Origin of the sequence: Sorangium sp. KYC3313, from assembly GCF_052075895.1 — a bacterium.
Classification (GTDB): domain Bacteria; phylum Myxococcota_A; class Polyangia; order Polyangiales; family Polyangiaceae; genus Sorangium; species Sorangium cellulosum_B.
In genome coordinates this window covers 4432246-4450871 of record NZ_CP197255.1, presented here as the reverse complement: position 1 = coordinate 4450871, position 18626 = coordinate 4432246, and the positions used below count along the sequence as shown (strand labels likewise).

Below are 18626 nucleotides of genomic sequence, written 5' to 3'. Positions count from 1 at the left end.
AAGCTTCGCACCACCGGCGATCGCTGGGCAAAAAACCGCTTTACGCTCGCCTCCCGCCCGCCTATCGAAGTTCGATATGCGGTGCTGCGCCGCCGGTCGGGCCGGCGAGCGCGCGCCAGCCCAGGGTAGCACCGTCCGGGGCTCGGTCGTCGGGCACGGATGACATCAGGTCAGAGTCCCCTCATGCATCCGGAGTTCTCCCGTTTCTGCGGCATCGGCCCCCGCGCCGGGGCCGCGATGGAACCCACCTCTTGGTCATCGCGGCTGCGATGTGCCCTCGCCGCCCTCGCGGCGGCCTTGCTCGTGAGCGCCGCGCCGGGCACGGCGATCGCCGAGGACGGGCACCACACGGTCTACGCCGGCCAGACGCTCGGCAAGATAGCGAAGCGGTACCGCATCACGGTCGACGCGCTCCGCGAGGCGAACGGGCTCAAGCGTGGCCAGCGGATCCACCCGGGCCTCGTCCTCGTGATCCCGGAGCGGGGTGAGCCCGGCGCGCGCACGCGGTCCACGCGCGGCGCGCCCGGCCGGGCCGCCGCGCTGCGCGACGAGCGCGAGCGGAGCCGCGGCGCCGGCGCCAAGGAGCGCGGCGCCGCGGCCCGTCCCCCGGGGAAGGGGTCGACGAAGAGCGACGCGGCGATGCCGCCGAACAAGCGCTATGCGCAGCGCCCCAAGCGCCCCGGATGGGTCCGCCTGGTGCGAGGCACCGAGCGGCTGGACATCCGGCTGCTCACGCCGAAGGGGCGGCTCGTGCCCAAGGCCCTCCCCAAGCTCAGCCGGCTGATGCGCGCGTCCCCCACCGCCTCGATTCCCATCGATCCGCGGCTCGCGACGCTGATTGGCATGGTGAGCGACCACTTCGGCGGCAGGACCCTCCGCGTCGTCAGCGGTTATCGCCCCTACTCACCCACCCAGTACACCCCGCACTCCAACCACAACCACGGTCGCGCCGTCGATTTCATGGTCGAGGGCGTGCCCAACACCGTGGTCCGCGATTTCTGCCGAGGTTTCCGCAACGCAGGTGTCGGATATTATCCCAACTCTACGTTCGTTCACCTGGACGTCAGATCAGATAAAGTGTACTGGGTGGATTACTCAGGGCCTGGAGAGCCGCCGCGCTACGCGGGAGCGAAGGGTTCTGTCGGGGCCGATGAAGCGGCGCGCGATGTCCCCGTGTCCGCAGAAGAAGAGGTCTATGGGTCAGGCGAGCCCCGTGCCACTCAGCCGCAAACCATGAATACTACAGGGACAAACTCGGACACGGCGCGCAGCGGCAGCGATACGGAGAAGGTCCTGGGGTCAGGTTCACCCACCCCTGCTCCTGAAACTTCGCCCGCGAAAAGGTGAGCTGTCCCGGCCGCTGGCTATAATCCACACACTGAACATCCGCACCAGACACAATTGCGCGGCTCTGCCTTGCACGCTGCGAGAGTTGTGGCACCAATCCACCTCACGTGCAGCAATCGACCCGACTGCAGCGGGAGGGGCTCGCTCCTTCCATGTCGCTCTCCGCGTGCTGTGACGGGGGCGGGTTCGTCCAGCCGGTCGCCTTTGGCGCGGCGTGTCCGGTCGTCCCGTGTGAGCACGCGCTGATCGCGGCGCCTTCTGCGCTCGGCCTCGATGGAGCGCCGAGCGTCGCGGTGCAGGAGCCGGCGGCGTCGCTCTCCCGCGAGCTTTGGGAGGCCGCGGAGGCCGCGTCAAGATCCGCGCACGAAATTTGGGAATCCGTGGAGGTCACGTCGGCCTGCACCTACGAGGGTCCGTGGCAGCTGCTGGATCCAAACGGCGAGCCGGACATCGAGCCGGACGGCGGCCCGTGTAGCCTGCCGCGCTGTCCCGGGGCGGCCTGCGCGGGCGGGCCGCGCGACCACGAGCCGACGTGCGCGCCGCTCCGCCCGGAGGTGCTGCGGGGGTACTTCCCGCTCGTCCGCAAGCTGGTGCGGCAGGTGTCGCGCCACCTGCCGCCCAACGTGCAGCGCGACGACCTGCTCAGCGCAGGGATGCTGGGGCTCGTCGACTCGCTCCGCAAGAACGGCGGGAGCGACGGCGAGACGTTCGCCGGTTACGCGAAGCTCCGGATCCGCGGCGCGATCGTCGATGAGCTCCGCGCGCAGGACTGGCTCTCGCGGCGAGCGCGCGAGGCGGTCGAGGCGGAAGCCGCCAGCAGGGTCGGCGGCGCGACGGTCTTCGTGAGCCTGAGCGAGGTGACCCCGACCGAGGAGTCGGTGCACATGTCCGGCGAAGACGACCCGATCGAGGCGATCTCGGCGCAGGCGACCCGGCGGGCGCTGTCCTTCGCGATCGCGCAGCTCCCGGAGCGGGAGCGGCGCGTGATCGGCATGTACTACTTCGAAGGGGCGAAGCTGAAGGACATCGGCGCAGAGCTCGGGATCGGCGAGCCGCGCGTCTCGCAGCTGCACACGCGCGCGCTCGGCATGCTGCGAGGCATGCTGTCCCACGCCTGACCGCCGCCCGCGCTCAGGGGGCGAGCCGGCGCGCCCGGCCGGGCATCGCGACGCCGACCGCGAAGAGCGCGGTTTCCTCGTAGGTCTGCTGGAGGGCGGGGTCCCCGGAGGCCCGGTGCACGAACGCGTTGCGGTGCGCGCCGCGATCGAGCGCGACCACGCGGGCGCAGCCGAGGTCGAGCAGCGCCTCGGTCGTCGCCTCGTCGCTGTCGAAGGTGGTCGTGGCCACGAGCAGCGTGCCGTCGTCGAGCACGCAGGCAGCGCTGCGCCGGCGCATGGTCCCGATCTCGCGCGCCTCCGGCCGCAGCCTGCCGTCGTCGGCGGTGAGCGGCAGCTCGGTCGCGTCCGCGCCCGGCGCGAGCGGGGCGCCGCCCGCCGGGCGGATCTCGACGCGGCCCTGGCGGACCAGCAGCAAGCCTCCCTCGCCGCGGAAGCGAAGGCCGACGGTGCCGCCCACGGCGAGCCCGCGCGGGCCCCGCCGCCGGCCGGTGCCGACGCCGATCGCCGCGAGGACCTGCCGCCGCTCGTCGGCCGGCACCTCGGCGTCGAGCTTCGGCGCGCTCCGCGGCGAGATCTCGCGCGAGCCGGCGCGGAGGCGGAACAGGAACCGGTCCGGAGCGAAGGCGTGGACGCGGACCTGCGCGCCGAGGTGCACGGTGTCGGCGGCGTACACGGCCGGGCTCCACGCCGGGGGCGGCTGCGCGCCGCCGTCCTCGGCCCAGCCCACGCGCTCGCCCGGCAGCGACAGGTCCGGCGCCGGGGGGACGTGCGTCCAGCGCGACTCGAAGAAGAGAAAGGGGCGCGGCGACGCGGCCGCGGCGTGCTCCGGCGGCGCGATCGACATCGCGGGCGAGAGGCGCTCGGCGGTCAGGACGCCGTCCTGCCGGGGGCTCAGGAAGGCGACGCCGAGGGGGTCGGGCGCCCTGCCCAGCGAGACGCCGGCCAGGCACCCGGCGCGCTCGAGCGCCGCCCGGAGCGCGGCCGCGTCGAGGGCGCTGCCCCACGCGTGGACCACGAAGCCGCGGTCGGTCATGCACAGCGCCGCGCGCTCGACCAGGAGGTCGTCGCCGCCGCCGGGCGAGAGCGTCGCGCCGGCCGGGGCGCGCTCCGCGGGAGGGCCGGCGAGGATGGCGAGCGGGGCCGCGGCGCTCCCTGCCTCGAAGAGCGAGGGGCCCTGCCAGAGCGCCCAGGGGAAGCGCGCGGATCCCTCCGCGCGGGGCGCGCCGGGGCTCGCCGCCGGGCGCTGCCAGAGCGCCCAGGGGACGCGCTCGACGTCCCCGCCGGACGGCCACGCGCCGAAGTACGGCCGGCCCGAGAGGTCGACCCCGAGCGTCGCCGCGCCGTCGCGCGGGGGCACGAGCGCGCGGCCGCCGACGACCATGCCGAGCGCCGCCGTCCCGGCGGGGGGCGCGCCCGGCTCGCGCGTGGAGGCGCCGAGGCCGATGGCGCCGCGGAGCGTCGACGCGTCGGGGAGCTGCCCGGTGCCGCGCGGGCCGACGGTCGGCCTGGGGGCCTCGTATCCCGCCTGCAAGGTGAACCGGATGTGCCGCGTGTCGATCGCGAGCAGGTGGACGCGCAACTCCGGCCGCCGCGGATCGGGCCGGAGGGTCGTCGCGGCGAACGGGCTGGAGGGGCGCCGCGGATCCTCCTCGACGCCGGGGAGCGCGCGCGGGAGCGAGGGAGCCACCAGCTCCCAGGCGCCCTCCCCCGGAAGCGGGGGATCGACCGCCGGCGCGACCGGCGGCGGCGGCCAGAGCGAAGGCCACCCCTCCGGCGCGGGCTCGGCAGACGCGGGGCCGCGGGTCACGTACGCGGCGGCCGGCGCGGCGCGCAGCCTCGCCGCCGCGCGATCCGCGGCGAGCGCGAGCCGCTCGACCGCGGCCGCCGCCCTCGGACCGAGCAGGCGCTCGGCGGACGGCCCGGCGAGCTCGCCGAGCGAGGGCACGCGGCGCGGGAGGTGGTGCGCGCGGGCGACGAACGGATCACGCCCACCCGTGTCGACCTCGCCGGTGCCGGCGTTGAGCGCCGCCGGGACCGCCTCCGGCCCGAGCGCCATCACCAGGCCCTCGTCCACGAGGTCGAGCTGCGCAGACGCGGGCGGGTTGTCGAACGAGATCTCGGTGCGCGACGCGCCGTCCACGCTCCCGGTCTCGAGCCAGCCGTCGATCGCCGCGCGGAGCCGCTCGCCGACGGGCCGCGCTCCCGCGCGCCCATCGCCGCCCAGATCGAGCTGCGTGATCCCCTGCACGACGCCGAACGCGGTGGTGGTCACCGCGACGCGGCTGCCGCGGGCGACGAGGCCGCGATCGTCGCCGAGGGGCGTCCCGGTCAGGTTGCGCACGCCGTCCAGGCTCACCGGCCGGCCGGAGCGGGTGAGCCGCACGCGCGCCCGGTACAGGTCGGCGGCGCCGCGCCCGTCAGGCGCGCGCTCCGCGTCGGGCGCGCGCTCCGCGGCGCCCGGTTGCGGGAGGCGCGGGACACCAAGAAACAGCACCCGGCGGCCCAGAAGCGCGTCGGAGAAGAACCCGCCGCGCTCCTCCCAGACGAAGTCGTCCGGGTCGACGGCGCCGCCGATCGCCTCCCCGAGCATCCCGGCGATGGCGTCCGCGGTCCGCGCCGGCGGGGGCGGGGTCGAGAGCCGCGCGACGGCCCCGAGAAGAGCGACGCCGAGCACGATCGGGAGCCGGCCGCGCAGGTGATCGATCCACGGCGAGAGCGGTCGGTCCGTCATCCCTGCGCGCGCGCGCTCCCTCCGGAGGCCGCGCCGGCCTGGGCCGCGGCGCGCGGGCGGATCCCGAGGAGCTGGCGCGCGCGGTCCGGCTCGACCACCTCGCGGCCGACGCTCCGCGCGAAGGCGGCGGCGCGCGCGACGAGCGGCGCGCTCCCCTCGGCGAGCACGCCCTTGTCCAGGTAGATGTTGTCCTCCAGCCCGACCCGCGCGTGCCCGCCGAGCTGCATGGCGAGCTCGGTCATCGGGCGCTGGTGGCGGCCGACGGCGGCGACGCCCCAGGCGGCGCCTTGCGGGATCTGGGTGATCATGAACCGGAGCACGTCCTCGCGCGCCGCGATGCCGCCGGGCACCCCCAGGACGAACTGGAAGTGGAGCGGCTCCGCGAGGAGCCCCTCGGCGACAAGGCTGAGCGCCTCATGGATATGGCCGACCTCATAGCACTCGAGCTCGGCGACGCTCCCCCCGGCGCGGATCCGGGCCGCCATGTCCCGGATGAGGGGCCGGGTGTTGTCGAAGATCCCGTCGCCGAAGTTGATCGTCCCGCAGTTCAGGGTGGCCATCTCGGGGCTGCAGAGCAGCGGCTGGGCGCGCTCGTCGACGCTCATCCCGACGGCCCCCCCGGTCGACGTCTGGACGATGACGTCCGTCTTCTCGTTGATCGCGGCGATCGCCTCGGCGAACAGCGCGCGCGACTGGCTCGGCGACCCGTCCGGGTTCCTGACGTGCAGGTGGACCACCGAGGCGCCCGCGTCGCGGCAGCGGGCGGCCTCGTCGGCGAGCTCGCGCGGCGTGATGGGGAGGTGCGGCGTCTGCGCCCGGGTCGTCTCCGCGCCGACGATCGCGGCCGTCAGGATGAGGGCGCTCTGCGGCGGCGTGACCAGGATCCGGGGGGGCGGCGTGATGATGGGCCGCGGCTCCGGGAGCTGCGCGTGGTCCGGGGGCGGCGCCGACAGCGCCGGCAGGACGAGGCGCGGCCGACGCTGGAGCTCCTTCGGGACGACACAGGTGCCGAGCGCCCGGCAGACGATGACCGGCTCGGCCAGCGCGTCGGCCGCCGAGGGCGCCACCCCGGCTTCGCGGACGCTGGCGACGACCTTGCGCGCCTCGAACGCCATCGCGCGCGACGTGGCGCCGACCTTGGTGACCACCCCGGTCGCCTCGATGAAGTCGCCTGCTCGGACCGGGGCGAGGAACTCGACCGCCTCGTACGCGCGGAAGAGCCCCTCGTCGCCGTCGAGGCGGATCAGGAGCTCGGTCGCGACGTCCCCGAAGAGCGCGAGAATACGCGCTCCATCGCACAGCTCGCCCGCGTAATGTGCGTCGTGCGCGCCCATCCTGACGCGCAGCGTGACCGTGAGACCAACCCCTGTGCTCATGGGCGTGAAGACTCAACAGTCGACAGTCGGTAGTCAACAGAGGAAACTGCCCCCGCCGATGAACCTCGTAGAAGCCAGAAATCTGCCGCGCCACGTCGGAATCATCATGGATGGCAACGGCCGCTGGGCGGAGCTGCGCGGCGAGCCGCGCGAGGCCGGGCACAAGGCCGGCAGCGCCGCCGTGCGGCGGATCGTGCGCGTCTGCCGGAGGCTCGGCGTCGAGGCGCTGACGCTGTACGCGTTCAGCGAGCAGAACTGGGCGCGGCCCCGGAACGAGGTCGACGCGCTGATGGGGCTGCTGCGCGAGTACCTGATGAGCGAGCGCTGCGAGATCCTCGAGAACGACATCCGCCTCGTCGCGATCGGCGACATCAGCCGGCTCCCCGAGGGCGTGCGCGACGTGCTCGACCCGCTCCGGAAGGCGTCCGCGACGAACCGCCAGATGACGCTCGCGCTGGCGCTGTCCTACGGTGCGCGCGAGGAGATCGCCGCCGCGGCGCGCGAGCTCGCGATGGAGGCGGTCGCCGGCAGGCTCGATCCGGAGTCGATCGACGGGGCGCTGCTCGCCGCGCGGCTGCCGAGCCTGAGCGTGGGCGAGCCGGATCTCATCATCCGCACCGGCGGCGAGCAGCGGCTCTCCAACTTCCTGCTCTACGGGGCCGCGTACGCGGAGCTGTCGTTCACCGAGCGGCTGTGGCCCGACTTCACCGAGGACGACCTGTTCGCCGCCATCGCGGCCTACCAGCGGCGCGGCGGCGCCGCCGCGCACGACGCGGAGGGCGGCGCCGGGGGCGAGCCCGCCAGCGCGCGGGGCGCGCTCGACGCGGAGCGGCCGTGGCGCGCGCGCGAGCTCGCCGCGCCCGCCTCGCATGCCTCCCACGACGGCTCACGGACGGGGGTCTGAGATTGGCTGCCTCCAACCTCACGATGCGGGTCCTCACCGCGCTCGTGGCCGCGCCCCTGCTCCTCTCGCTGCTCTACCTCGGCCCGAGCTGGGGCTGGGCGGCGCTCGTCGCGGTCGCCTCCGCCATCGGCGCGCTCGAGCTCTTCGCGATGACGCACGCCGAGGACCGCGTCGCGCGGGCCATCGGCGTCGCGCTCACCCTGGCCGTCCTCGGCGTGATCTGGCGATTCAGCGGCTCGCCGGGCGCGCTCCTCGCGCTGATCTTCCTGCTCCCGTTCGTCGCGATGCTCATCACGCTGGTGCGCCTCGGCGAGATGCGCACCGCGGCGCTGCGCGTGCTGGCGATGACCTTCGGCCCGCTCTACGTGGGCGGCGGGCTCGGCGCGCTGGCGCTCCTCCGCCGCGACGGGGGCGCCGACGGCCCCTCGTTCGTCGTGCTGGCGATGCTGCTCTCCTGGTTCTCCGACACCGGCGCCTATTTCGCCGGCCGCTTCCTCGGCCGGCGCAAGCTCTACGAGGCCGTGAGCCCGAAGAAGACCGTCGAGGGCGCGCTCGGCGGCCTGCTCTTCGCCGTGATCGGCGCGCTCCTTGCTCACTTCTGGTTCCTCCGGTCGCTGCCGCTCGTGGACGCGCTCGCGCTCGCGATCGTCGCGGGCGGCCTCGGTCAGGCGGGAGACCTCGGGGAGTCCCTGTTCAAGCGCTCCTTCGGGATCAAGGACTCTGGCGGGATCGTGCCCGGCCACGGCGGCATCCTCGACCGCGTCGATGCCCTGCTCGTGACCGGGACCATCACGTATCTGTATGTCCTGTGGTCGAGGCCCTGAACGGCGCCGCGCGCGGTGCGCCGCGCGCGGTGCGCCGTGCGTCGTGCGTCGTGCGTCGTCCAAAGACCGCGCATCCATCGATGTGCGACACCCACATCGCACGCGCGCGCGCCGCAGCCTCGCCCCCCGACGCGGCTCTCCCGCCGTCAACGCGGCGCCTCCTCGCACACTGGCGGCCTGACGCATCGCCCCGCCCGTCCGGAGCTGCGATGACGCATCGCATGGTTGCGCCCGACGTTGAACGGAAGCGCTCGGCGCACTAGAAAGTTACATAGCCATGGAAGAACAACTCAGTACCAAGAACGCGACTCCGTCTGTGAGCGTCCCTGCTGTTCCGAGCCACAGGCACAAATACGAGTTCTTCAAAGTCGTCCAGGGTTATCTCGACGAGGCGGCCCGGCTGATCGAGGTACCGGGCTACATCACCACGATCCTGAGCCAGCCGAAGAACGAGATCATCGTCAATTTCCCTGTACGGATGGATGACGGCAGCATCCGGCTCTTCAAGGGTTACAGGATCCAGCACAACAACCTCCTCGGGCCGTTCAAGGGGGGCATTCGATATCACGAGACGGTATCGCTCGACGACCTCAAGGCGCTGGCCGCGATGATGACGTGGAAGTGCGCGCTGATGAACCTGCCGCTCGGCGGCGGAAAGGGGGGAATCAAGTTCAACCCGAACGAGGTGTCGCGCGCCGAGCTCCAGCGGATCACACGCCGCTTCTTCCATGCGCTCGGCGGGAACATCGGCCCGGAGACGGACATCCCGGCTCCCGACATGGGCACCGACGCGAAGACCATGGCCTGGGCCATGGACACGTACATGAACACGGTCGGCCAGCTCTTCAAGCAGGCGGTGAAGGGCGTCGTGACGGGCAAGCCGGTGGCGTCGGGCGGCACGTACGGTCGCGAGAAGGCGACGGGCCAGGGCGTCGTCCACTGCATCACCGAGTGGGCCGAGGACAACGACGTGAACCTCGGCGGCGCGACGCTGCTCGTGCAGGGCTTCGGCAACGTCGGCTCGAACACGGCCGTGCTCCTGTCGAAGCTCGGCGCCTCGACCGTCGCGGTCGGCGATCACACCGGGTATCTCTACAATCCGGAAGGGTTCAATCCGCACAAGCTGCAGGATTACGTGAAGAAGAACCGCTCGATCGCGGGCTACCCTGCCGGCAAGCCAATCAGCCGCGAGGAGTTCTTCCGGCTCAAGGCGGACATCTTCATCCCGGCGGCCCTGGAGAACCAGGTCGGCGTGGAGGAGGCGGGCTGGCTGCAGGTCCGCCTCGTGGCCGAGGGCGCGAACGGGCCGTGCACGCCCGAGGGGGAGAAGATCCTCCTGGAGCGCGGGATCCATATCCTGCCCGATATCCTCGCCAACTCGGGCGGCGTCACGGTGAGCTACTACGAGTGGGTGCAGAACAAGCGCTCGGAGACATGGACGCTCGAGGAGGTCGACTCCCGGCTCGAGAAGGCCATGAAGCGGGCCTACCGCGAGGTGACCGAGATGGCGCGGCAGAAGAAGTGCACGCTGCGGCTCGCGGCGTATGCCGTGGCGCTGCAGCGGCTCGCCGCGGTGTACGGAGAGCGCGAGATCTTCCCCTGAGCCGTACGCTACTCCCCTTCCGCCGGCGGGGCCTCGCAGATCCCTTGCTGGCGGAGGGCTCGTCCTAACCGTTCGCGGAGCCGCTCATCGAGCCTCTGGGCGAATTTCTCGTGGACGCTGAGCTCCTCGCCGACCTTCGCCCAGGAGAGGTCGCCTCCGTACCGCAGCGCGATCAGGCGCCGCTCGCGCTCGTCGGCGCGATCGAGCGCCTGGGCGAGCGCGTCCAGGGTCTCGGCGCGCACGAGCGCGTCGTGCGGCCCGGCGTCGAGGAGCTCGGGGCAGTCGCCCAGGAAACAGGCGAAGGCGAGCGCTCGGCAGGAGCCTGAGAGCCGCTCCAGCGTCGCGCCGTCGCCCTCGAACGGATCGCCCTCGAAGCGGAGCGCGTCAGCGACGTGGTCCCCGGCGTCGACCCCGGCACGCGAGGGCGACGCCTCGCGAGCGATCCAGTCCCTCACCGCGCCGACGACCCTCTTCCACGCAAAGTGGACGAGGGGCACACCGCGGGACGCATCGAACCCGGAGAACGCTTCGACGAGCGCCTGGCAGGCGATCTGCTCGCATTCCTCGATCACGTCGCGCGGGCGCACCCCGTAGGTGCGCGCGACGGTTCGCGCGATGCGGCGCACCTCCGGGAGAGCGCGTACGACGCGTGGATCGCGGCGCGGGTCCGGCGCGCGAGGGGGCCGAGATTCGCTCACCCGCGCTCTCCCCACGTGCCATCCGGCCACACCAGGGCACCGTCCTCGTGGTCTCCGTCGCTCTCCTTCGGCACGGCGGCGCTCGCGTCGAGGGCCGCTCGCCCGCGGAGCCGCTCGTACAGCGGGGCGGCCGAGGGGTGCGTCTTGATGAACACCGTGAGATAACGCCGGTAGCCCAGGAGCTGCTCCGGCGAGAGCGCCTTCGTGTAGGGAGCCAGGGCGTCTCGAAGGCACGCCTCGATCACCGGATCTTCACCTTCGTCAGCCAGCGTGTCGTCCTGCGCCCCCGCCGTCGCCCCCCGCGACTCGCCTCCGCAGTCAGGAGACCCCATACGCCCTCTCGGCGCGACCGCCCGGAGGTCCGCGCATGAGCCTCCCTGCGCCGCTCCGGCCGGGCGACACCTTCCTGGAGTACCGCATCACCGATGTCGTCGATCGCGGCGGCATGGGCGAGGTGTACCGGGCCGTCGACGAGTACTCCGAGGATATCGTCGCCATCAAGTGCATGTCGCCGCGGCACCGGAGCCGAGAGGACTTCGCGCGGCGCTTCCGGCAGGAGTGCAAGTTCTACCCGAAGCTCCGGCACCCGCACATCGTGTCGATGCGGCGGGCCGGCGTCTCGCCGGACAACGTCGCGTTCATCGTCATGGAGTTCCTCGAGGGCAGGACGCTGCGGCGGCTGCTCACGAGGGCGTACCGCTTCGACTTCCTGAACGCGCTGTACATCATGCTCCAGGTCGCCGAGGCGATGCGGTTCGTCCATTCGAAGAAGATCTGGCACCGCGATCTCAAGCCCGAGAACATCATGATCGGCACGGAAGGCGACGCGCGGGGGCACGTGTGGCTGCTCGATTTCGGCATCGCCAAGTTCGCCGACGGGGGCATGAACACCGACGACATGCCGGACGTGGGGACGATCCGGTACATGTCGCCGGAGCAGGTGAAGACGATCTACAGCCTGGCGAAGAAGATCCCGCACCAGAAGCCGGACAGCCGCGCCGACATCTACGCCTTCGGCGCGATCTTCTACGAGGTGCTGACGGGGACGCACCTGTTCATCAACGACGCCGATCCGCCGACGGCCGAGGAGACGCTCGCGGGGCATCTCCTCGCCGAGCCGGTGCCGGTGCACGAGCTCGTCCCCGACTGCCCGGAGATCGTGTGGCCGCTCGTGGCCCGGTGCGTCGCGATCGACCGCAACGCGCGGTTCCAGACCTTCACGGAGGTGGAGAGCGCGCTCCGCGCGCTGGTGGACGAGTGTGTCCTGCAGCGGCAGGTGCCGCCGGCCCATGCGCTCGCGCAGCACCTCGCGCACGGGCGGTGGACGGTGGCGCGCCAGGCGGCGTTCTCCGCGGCAGATCTCGACCGATCGGACGGATCGGGCGGCGCCGGCGCGCGGCCGGCGAGCGAGGCGGAGGCGGCCGCGACGGCGAGCGCCGCCCGGCCGACCGGCGCCGAGGTGGCGGCCGTCGCGGCGCCGCCGGCCGCCCCGCCGGCGGGCGCCGTCCACGCGACGGAGCCGCTCGATCCCCTTCGCCTCGTACCGCTCGCGAGCGCGCTGCCGTTCGCGCCGGCGAGCGGCGGCGCCTCGGGCGAGCTGCGCGGCAAGGGGTTCACGGAGCGGATGCCCACGACCCTGCCGCTGCCCGCGTGGCCGGCGCGCGCCCGATCCGAGCCTGACATCGCGACGCAGGCGTTCCGTGCGCCTCCGGACGCGCTGCGCGCGAGTCACGAGGGCCTCCTGCCGCAGAGTCACGAGGGCCTCCCGCCGCACCAGGAGGTGCCTGCGGCGGCGACGTCCTCGCGGGCGGCGCCTGCGTCGCCGTGGATGTCGGCGGCGGCGCCGCCTCCGGAGCGGCGCTCCGAGGTGGGCGAGCGGGCGTCGCACGTCGAGCCTGGCGCGCCTGCCCCGCCAGGAGCGCGGCGCATCCCGGGCGCGCTGCGGCGCTTCGCGGCATCCCCGGCGCTGGGGCTATTCATCGTCGCCCTGGCGGCGACGGGCGTCCTCGTCGCACGCGGGATCGAGGCGAATTCGCCCGAGCAGCCGGCGCCCGCGCTCGCGCGCTCCGCGGCGGCGAGCCCGGCCGTGGTCGCCCCTGCGCCGGAGGCGCCCGAAGGCGCCGGCCAGCCGCCGGCCGCCCCGGCGGCGACGGCGGCGGCGGAGCTCGCCGCGCGCGACGTCCCGCCGCCGCCGCCTCCGGCGCCGTCCACGACCGCCGCGGCGCAGCTCGGGGGGGCCGTGGCGGTCGCGGGAGTCGTGCCCCCGGCGGAAGCCGAGCCGGTTGCGACCGCCGCGACGCCCGCGGCGGTTGCTTCACGAACGCCCGCGGCCCCGCGCCGGAGCGCGCCGGCCGCGCTGTCGGCCGACCGCGCGTCGCAGCCGGCGCGGCGGTCGTCTCCGCGCAGCGACGGCGACGACCGCCTCTGGCCGGAGCGCCTCCGCGAGGATCCCGACGACTTCTACCCGATGCCGAAGAGCCCGCCGAGGCGCGCCCCCGTGAAGCAAGCGCCGGCGCCGAAGCCGCACCCGAGGAGGCCGTAGATGGGCGCGAGGGACGACGACGACATCCGCAAGTACATGCCGGATCTGAAGACCATCGCGCGGACGGCGGATCCGGCGCTGGCGGAGGAGCGGTACCGGGAGGCGCTCAACAACCCGGAGCTCGATCGGGCGCTCGATGATCTCCGGCAGGGGAACGGGGCTGGGCAGGCGCCGTTCGAGTTCCCGGTGGTGGTCGCGCCGCCCAAGCCGGCGGAGACGCCGGCGCCGGGGTCCGCTGCGTCGGTCGCGCCCGTTGCGGCCGCGAAGGTCGCGGGAGGGCAGACCGGGGCGGGTCCCGCGCGAGACGCCGCGCCGCCGCGTGACCGGCGGCGCGGCATGTCCCGCGGGCGCATCGCCGTCTTCCTGGCCGTCGCGGTGCTGGGCCCGCTGGCGACGTACCAGCTCTTCTCCCGGCTCAGGCGCTCCGAGGCGCCGGTCGCCTCCGCGGCGCCGGTGGCGCCGTCGGGGGCGATGACGGCGCCGGGGCGGCCGAGCGCCGAGGCGGCGGGGGCAGGCGCGAGCGCCGGGGCGCCGGCGGCGGCGCAGCCAGGCACGCGCCCAGGGGCGCCGCCGGCCGTGGACGCAGGCGCGATCGAAGAGGCGCCGCCGCCGAAGGCGAGCGCGAGCGACGAGCTGCCGCCGCCGAAGGCAGGCGCGAGCGACGAAGCGCCGCCGCCGAAGGCAGGCGCGAGCGACGAAGCGCCGTCGCCGAAGGCAGGCGCGAGCGCACGCCCTGCGGTCCCGGCGCCGCGCGCGCCGGCCGGGGCCCGCCCGCCTCCGGCGGAGGTCTCCCCGGCGCCTCCCGAGATCGCGGCGGATATCATGCACTGAACGGGACGGCGCAGGCCCGCCCCAGGACACTCATTCTGGTCTGGAGCTCTTGATGATGAACCGACGATGCCTCGCTTCCGTGCTCGCCCTCGCGTGCGCGCTCGCTCCCTCGGGCCGCGCGCTCGCGCAGCCCGCGCCGCCGCAGAGCGCGGCGCCCGCATCGCCGCAGGCCGCGGCGCCCGACGAGGCGACGGCGCGCGCCGACGCGCTCTACAAGCAGGGCGTGCGGCTCTACTCGGAGAAGAAGTGGAAGGAGGCCGAGGCGGTCTTCCTCGAAGCCTGGGCGCTCACGCCGACGTTCGACGTCGCGTACAACGTGGGCAGCGCGGCCTACCAGCAGGGCAAGCACGCGCTCGCCGCGGAGCACCTCTCGTTCGCGCTCCGGCACTGGCCGCTCCTCAGCGCCGTCGCCCACCTCAAGCCCACCGCCCAGCAGCGGCTCGCCACGTCGCGCGCCCACGTCGGCGCCCTCGCCGTCTCCGTCAGCGCCCCGCTCGCCGAGGTCCTCGTCGACGGCAAGCCCGCAGGCAAGGCGCCGCTCGCCGGCGAGCTCTTCGTCGAGCCCGGCGAGCACACCCTCGAGGCACGGCTCGACGGCTACGCGCCGGCGCAGAAGACCGTGCGCGTCGACAAGGGGGAGACCGCCGCGGTGACGCTGGCGTTGGTGACGAAAGGCAATGCGGCGGCGAAGGCTGGAGAAAAGACAGCGGCCAGCGACGCGGCGCGAGAGGCGACGGGCGAGGCGGGGGGATACGGCCCGAGCGCCGCGCGGCCTGCGGCAAAGCCGGAGCAGCACGTCGCGGTTCCGGGACGCATCGAGCAGCGCAGCTGGATCCCCGTGATCGCGCTCGGCGCGGCGAGCGCCGTGGCGCTCGGCGTGGGCGTGGGGATGACCGTCGCGTCGAACAACGCGAATGACGAAGCGCACGCACAGAGCCGCTCGATCCGGGGCGCCGGAGGGCAGTGCATCGTGCCGTCGGTCGCATTCACCGCGCGGTGTGCTGAGCTGGATCGATTGGGAGCTGAGGCCGACGGCCTGGGTACCGCCGCGTTCGCCAGTTACATCGCGTCCGGCGTGTCCGCACTCGCCGCCGTGACGTATGCGTTCTGGCCCAGGCGAGCAGGGACCACCTCGACAGGATTGTCGGTACGACCCGATGTACGCCTGCAGGGCAGCGGCGTCATCGTTACGGGAGCGTGGTGATGAGCCGGAGAGGTTACGCGATGACGCATCGAACGATTCGCGCGCTCACGACGACCACGGCGCTCGTCATCGGCGCCGGCGGTTGTGATGGGCTCTGGTTCTACATCCACGACGACTGCGAGCTGATGCTCACGTGCGAGCACTTCCGCCCGACGACGAGCAGCGGCGAGCCGGTAGAGGGATGCATCCCGAGCGAAGCCGAGGGCGCCGTCGACGACCGCTGCGGCGTGTTCGTCGCCGCGAGCGGCAACGACGGCAGCGCGGGCACCAAGGCCGAGCCGGTCAAGACGCTCGCAGAGGCGCTCCGGCGCGCCGGCGAGACGGGCAGCGACGTCTACGCGTGCGCCGAGCCGTTCGCCGAATCGGTCGAGGTCCCGGCCGGCGTCGCCCTCTTCGGCGGCCTCGACTGCGCGAACGGCTGGACCTGGATCGGCGCGCAGACGAAGACCACCGTCGCACCGGAAGCGGGGGCGATCCCGCTGACGCTCGCGCGCGGCGAGGGCACCACGCGCCTTGAGGACATCGAGGCGCGCGCGCCCGATGCGCAGGCCAAGGGCGGCTCGTCCATCGCCGTGCTCGCCGATGGCGCCACCGCCGAGCTCGCGCGCTGCGCCCTCGTCGCTGGCAACGCGGCCGACGGCGCCGACGGCGACGACGCACCGAGCGAGGCGCCCGAGCGCGCGCTGGCCGGCAGCAACGGCGTCGATGCGTGCAGCGACCTCGACGACGTCGAGGGACCCGACGCGACGCTGCCGGGCGGCGCGCAGGTGGTCAACGCGTGCAGCGACGAGCGGTCCATCGGCGGGCGCGGCGGCGATGGAAACGTCGACAACGGCACGGCCGGCGCATCAGGTCAGACCGGGGGCGAGGGACAAGCTGGCGCCGGAGAGCCCCCGTCGATGAGCGACAGCTGGAGCTGTGGTGCCATCCCGAACGATCCAACCAAGGGCGGTGGCAGCGCCGGCGCCAACGGCACCCCCGGCCCCGCCGGCGCCGGCGCCGCCGGCCTCGGCGCGCTGAGCGCCAGCGGCTACACCGGCGTCCCCGGCGGCAACGGCATGCCCGGCAAGCCCGGCCAGGGTGGCGGAGGCGGAGGCGGCGCCAAGGGCGGCCCCGTCTGCACCGGCGGCGTCCCCGGCGCGGGCGCCAGCGGCGGCAGCGGCGGCGCCGGCGGCTGCGGTGGCCTGCCCGGAAAGGGCGGCGCTCCGGGCGGCGCCAGCATCGCCCTCGCCAGCGTCGATGCCAACGTCACCCTCATCGACTGCACCCTCACCGCCGGGCGCGGCGGCAACGGCGGCACGGGCGGCAACCTCCAGCCGGGAGGCCTGGGCGGCAACGGCGGCGCGGGCGGCGTCGGTGTCGGCGGCACCAATCCCGGCTGCGCCGGTGGTCAAGGCGGCAAGGGCGGCAACGGCGGCCCCGGCGGCGGCGGTCTCGGCGGCCCCTCGCTCGCCATCGCCTTCCGCGGCACGCCCGTCGTCCAGCAGGGCCAGACCTCGCTCGCCCCCGGCGCCCCGGGCACCGGCGGTCCGGGCGGCAGCAACAACATCACCAAAAACGCCGGCCAGGATGGCCTCGCCGCCGAGACGCAGGAGCTGCCGTGACCCCCCGACACCTTGACCCCACGGCTCCCCTCCCCGCCCTCCGCCACAGCTTCGCTGCGTCATCCAACGCACAGCGTCACCGGGGCCGCGGAGAACAAAATGCAACCCGCGGACGATTGCCCAGCAATCCAGGGCCGCTCGCCGGAATTAGAAAGGTAGAGGAGACCGGAAACGGCTCGGCAGGGCGACCGGCGGACCACCCCCGCAGCGCGGAAGGGGTCCATCATGCCGGTGGGTTGGCCGAGGGACAGCTGGATCGTCTTCAACCCCCGCGCTCGGCGCGCAGTCCAGGAACAGCGACTCCCTCCTCGCCTTTTCTCTTGACCCTCGCTTCGCTTCCGCACGGCAGCCGCGCCATCGCGCGGCGCTCGGCCCCCGCAGCGCCGCGCCCGCAGGCAGCGCTCTCGGGCGGTGCGGCCGGAGCGCAGTCCCACGCGGAGGTGTGCGGCTCGATGTGACCGGCGCGCGGTAGCGCGCGCGCACGCTCTCGGCGCGGGCGTGGCGGGCACCTCTGCCCGCCACGCCGCGCGCGACGAAGGACGGATCGAACACGGTGCGGGTTGTGCCGGCTCCGGCGCGACACGGCGGGCGTGTGCCCGCGATGAGGCATGGGTGACACGATGGCGATGACACGAGCACGAGATCGAAGAACGACACCACGGCGCTCCTGTCGCAGCGTCGCGCCGGCGGTCGCGCTGCTGCTCGCGAGCGCGCTCGTCACGCTCGGCGACCGGGCCGAAGCGCGGCCGACGTTCGACGTGGCGTACAACGTGGGCAGCGCGGCCTACCAGCAGGGCAAGCACGCGCTCGCCGCGGAGCACCTCTCCTTCGCGCTCCGGCACTGGCCGCTGCTCAGCGCCGTCGCCCACCTCAAGCCCACCGCCCAGCAGCGGCTCGCCATGTCGCGCGCCCAGGTCGGCGCGCTCGCCGTCACCGTCAGCGCGCCGCTCGCCGAGGTGCGAGTCGACGGCAAGCCCGCCGGAAAGGCGCCGCTCGCGGGAGAGATCTTCGTCGAGCCCGGCGAGCACACGATCGAGGCGCGCCTCGACGGCTACGCGCCGGCGCAGAAGACCGTGCGCGTCGCCAAGGGAGAGACCGCCGCGGTGACGCTGGCGATGGCGCTGGTGAAGAGCGAGGCGGCGGTGAAGGCAGGAGAGAACACGGCGGCGGGCGACGCGGCGCGAGCGCCGACGGGCGACGCGGAGGGGCACGGGCCGAGCGCCGCGCAGCCTGTGGCAAAGCCTGGGCAGCACGTCCCGGGTCCGGCGCACGTCGAGCAGCGCAGCTGGGTCCCGGTGATCGCCCTCGGCGCCGCGAGCGCCGTGGCGCTCGGCGTGGGCGTGGGGACAACCGTCGCGGCGAACAAGGCGAGCGCGGAGACGAGCTCACAGCGAACCGCGATCTGGAATGCGGGCGGTGGCTGCATCGACGCTCCAGCCGAGCAGGGCGGAGCGTGCGCCAAGCTTCGTGATGGAGAAGGGCGCGTGGACGGGTTCTCCAACGCGGCGCGCGTCGCCTACGTGACCTCGGGGCTACTGCTCGCTGGAGCGCTGACGTACTCGCTGTGGCCAGTCAAACGGTCGGGGAGCGCGCACAGTATGCGACTGGTCCCCAACCTCGGCGCACGTGGCGCCGGCATCATCGCGCAGGGAGCTTGGTGATGAAGACGCGCAAACGATCAAGGTCGCCCCGGACGCTGACCTCGCCGTTCGGCATGGTCGGGCTCACCGTTGCCCTCCTAGGCGGATGCGACGGCGTATGGAGCGATCGCGCGAGCGACTGCAAGCGCACGCTGATGTGTGAGGAGTACCGTGGGCTCTGGGACCGCGATGCCAGCGCTGCGG

At 73.8% G+C, this 18626-nt stretch carries 14 protein-coding genes; 10 read left to right on the top strand and 4 right to left on the bottom strand.

What is annotated here, in order from left to right; genetic code table 11:
- The first annotated feature begins 237 nt into the window (after positions 1-237).
- Together ACSRUE_RS17460 and ACSRUE_RS17455 are read left to right on the top strand one after the other, a co-directional pair.
- On the top strand, positions 238-1347 hold the full coding sequence (locus ACSRUE_RS17460) for a DUF882 domain-containing protein (protein WP_441291976.1): 1110 nt from the start codon (positions 238-240) through the stop codon (positions 1345-1347).
- Between the two features lie 152 nt (positions 1348-1499).
- Entirely contained in the window at positions 1500-2465 is a 966-nt protein-coding gene (locus tag ACSRUE_RS17455; RefSeq protein ID WP_441291975.1) for a sigma-70 family RNA polymerase sigma factor, read from the top strand.
- A 13-nt stretch (positions 2466-2478) separates the two neighbouring features.
- Here the strand turns inward: ACSRUE_RS17455 and ACSRUE_RS17450 are convergent, their stop codons facing one another.
- Positions 2479-5196, bottom strand: coding sequence for a hypothetical protein (locus ACSRUE_RS17450; RefSeq protein ID WP_441291974.1), 2718 nt, complete (start codon positions 5194-5196; stop codon positions 2479-2481).
- On the bottom strand, positions 5193-6572 hold the full coding sequence (locus ACSRUE_RS17445; RefSeq protein WP_441291973.1) for a 3-keto-5-aminohexanoate cleavage protein: 1380 nt from the start codon (positions 6570-6572) through the stop codon (positions 5193-5195). Before ACSRUE_RS17445 ends, ACSRUE_RS17450 begins: the two co-directional genes overlap by 4 nt.
- 58 nt (positions 6573-6630) lie before the next feature.
- On the opposite strand from ACSRUE_RS17445, the gene uppS reads away from it, so the two are divergent.
- The 3 genes from uppS to ACSRUE_RS17430 all read left to right on the top strand — a co-directional run bounded on the left by uppS (position 6631) and on the right by ACSRUE_RS17430 (position 9903).
- Entirely contained in the window at positions 6631-7476 is an 846-nt protein-coding gene (gene uppS, locus ACSRUE_RS17440; RefSeq protein WP_441291972.1) for a polyprenyl diphosphate synthase, read from the top strand.
- Positions 7477-7478: 2 nt separating this feature from the next.
- Complete coding sequence (locus ACSRUE_RS17435; protein ID WP_437765290.1) at positions 7479-8300, top strand: phosphatidate cytidylyltransferase; 822 nt, start codon at positions 7479-7481, stop codon at positions 8298-8300.
- A gap of 316 nt (positions 8301-8616) precedes the next feature.
- Positions 8617-9903 (top strand): Glu/Leu/Phe/Val family dehydrogenase, encoded by a 1287-nt coding sequence (locus ACSRUE_RS17430; RefSeq protein ID WP_044966251.1) that lies wholly within the window; start codon positions 8617-8619, stop codon positions 9901-9903.
- A gap of 8 nt (positions 9904-9911) precedes the next feature.
- Here the strand turns inward: ACSRUE_RS17430 and ACSRUE_RS17425 are convergent, their stop codons facing one another.
- Positions 9912-10529, bottom strand: coding sequence for a sigma-70 family RNA polymerase sigma factor (locus ACSRUE_RS17425; protein ID WP_441291971.1), 618 nt, complete (start codon positions 10527-10529; stop codon positions 9912-9914).
- A gap of 68 nt (positions 10530-10597) precedes the next feature.
- Complete coding sequence (locus ACSRUE_RS17420; protein WP_441291970.1) at positions 10598-10933, bottom strand: hypothetical protein; 336 nt, start codon at positions 10931-10933, stop codon at positions 10598-10600.
- A 35-nt stretch (positions 10934-10968) separates the two neighbouring features.
- On the opposite strand from ACSRUE_RS17420, the gene ACSRUE_RS17415 reads away from it, so the two are divergent.
- The 5 genes from ACSRUE_RS17415 to ACSRUE_RS17395 all read left to right on the top strand — a co-directional run bounded on the left by ACSRUE_RS17415 (position 10969) and on the right by ACSRUE_RS17395 (position 18443).
- Complete coding sequence (locus ACSRUE_RS17415) at positions 10969-13143, top strand: serine/threonine protein kinase (RefSeq protein ID WP_441291969.1); 2175 nt, start codon at positions 10969-10971, stop codon at positions 13141-13143.
- Complete coding sequence (locus tag ACSRUE_RS17410) at positions 13144-13974, top strand: hypothetical protein (RefSeq protein ID WP_441291968.1); 831 nt, start codon at positions 13144-13146, stop codon at positions 13972-13974.
- 52 nt (positions 13975-14026) lie between these two features.
- Positions 14027-15178, top strand: coding sequence for a PEGA domain-containing protein (locus tag ACSRUE_RS17405; protein ID WP_441291967.1), 1152 nt, complete (start codon positions 14027-14029; stop codon positions 15176-15178).
- 20 nt (positions 15179-15198) lie between these two features.
- Positions 15199-16782: a PGRS family protein gene (locus ACSRUE_RS17400; protein ID WP_441291966.1), complete on the top strand. Its 1584-nt coding sequence runs from the start codon at positions 15199-15201 to the stop codon at positions 16780-16782.
- A 626-nt stretch (positions 16783-17408) separates the two neighbouring features.
- A complete protein-coding gene (locus ACSRUE_RS17395) occupies positions 17409-18443 on the top strand; it encodes a PEGA domain-containing protein (RefSeq protein WP_441291965.1) in 1035 nt (344 codons plus the stop codon).
- Positions 18444-18626 lie beyond the last annotated feature (183 nt).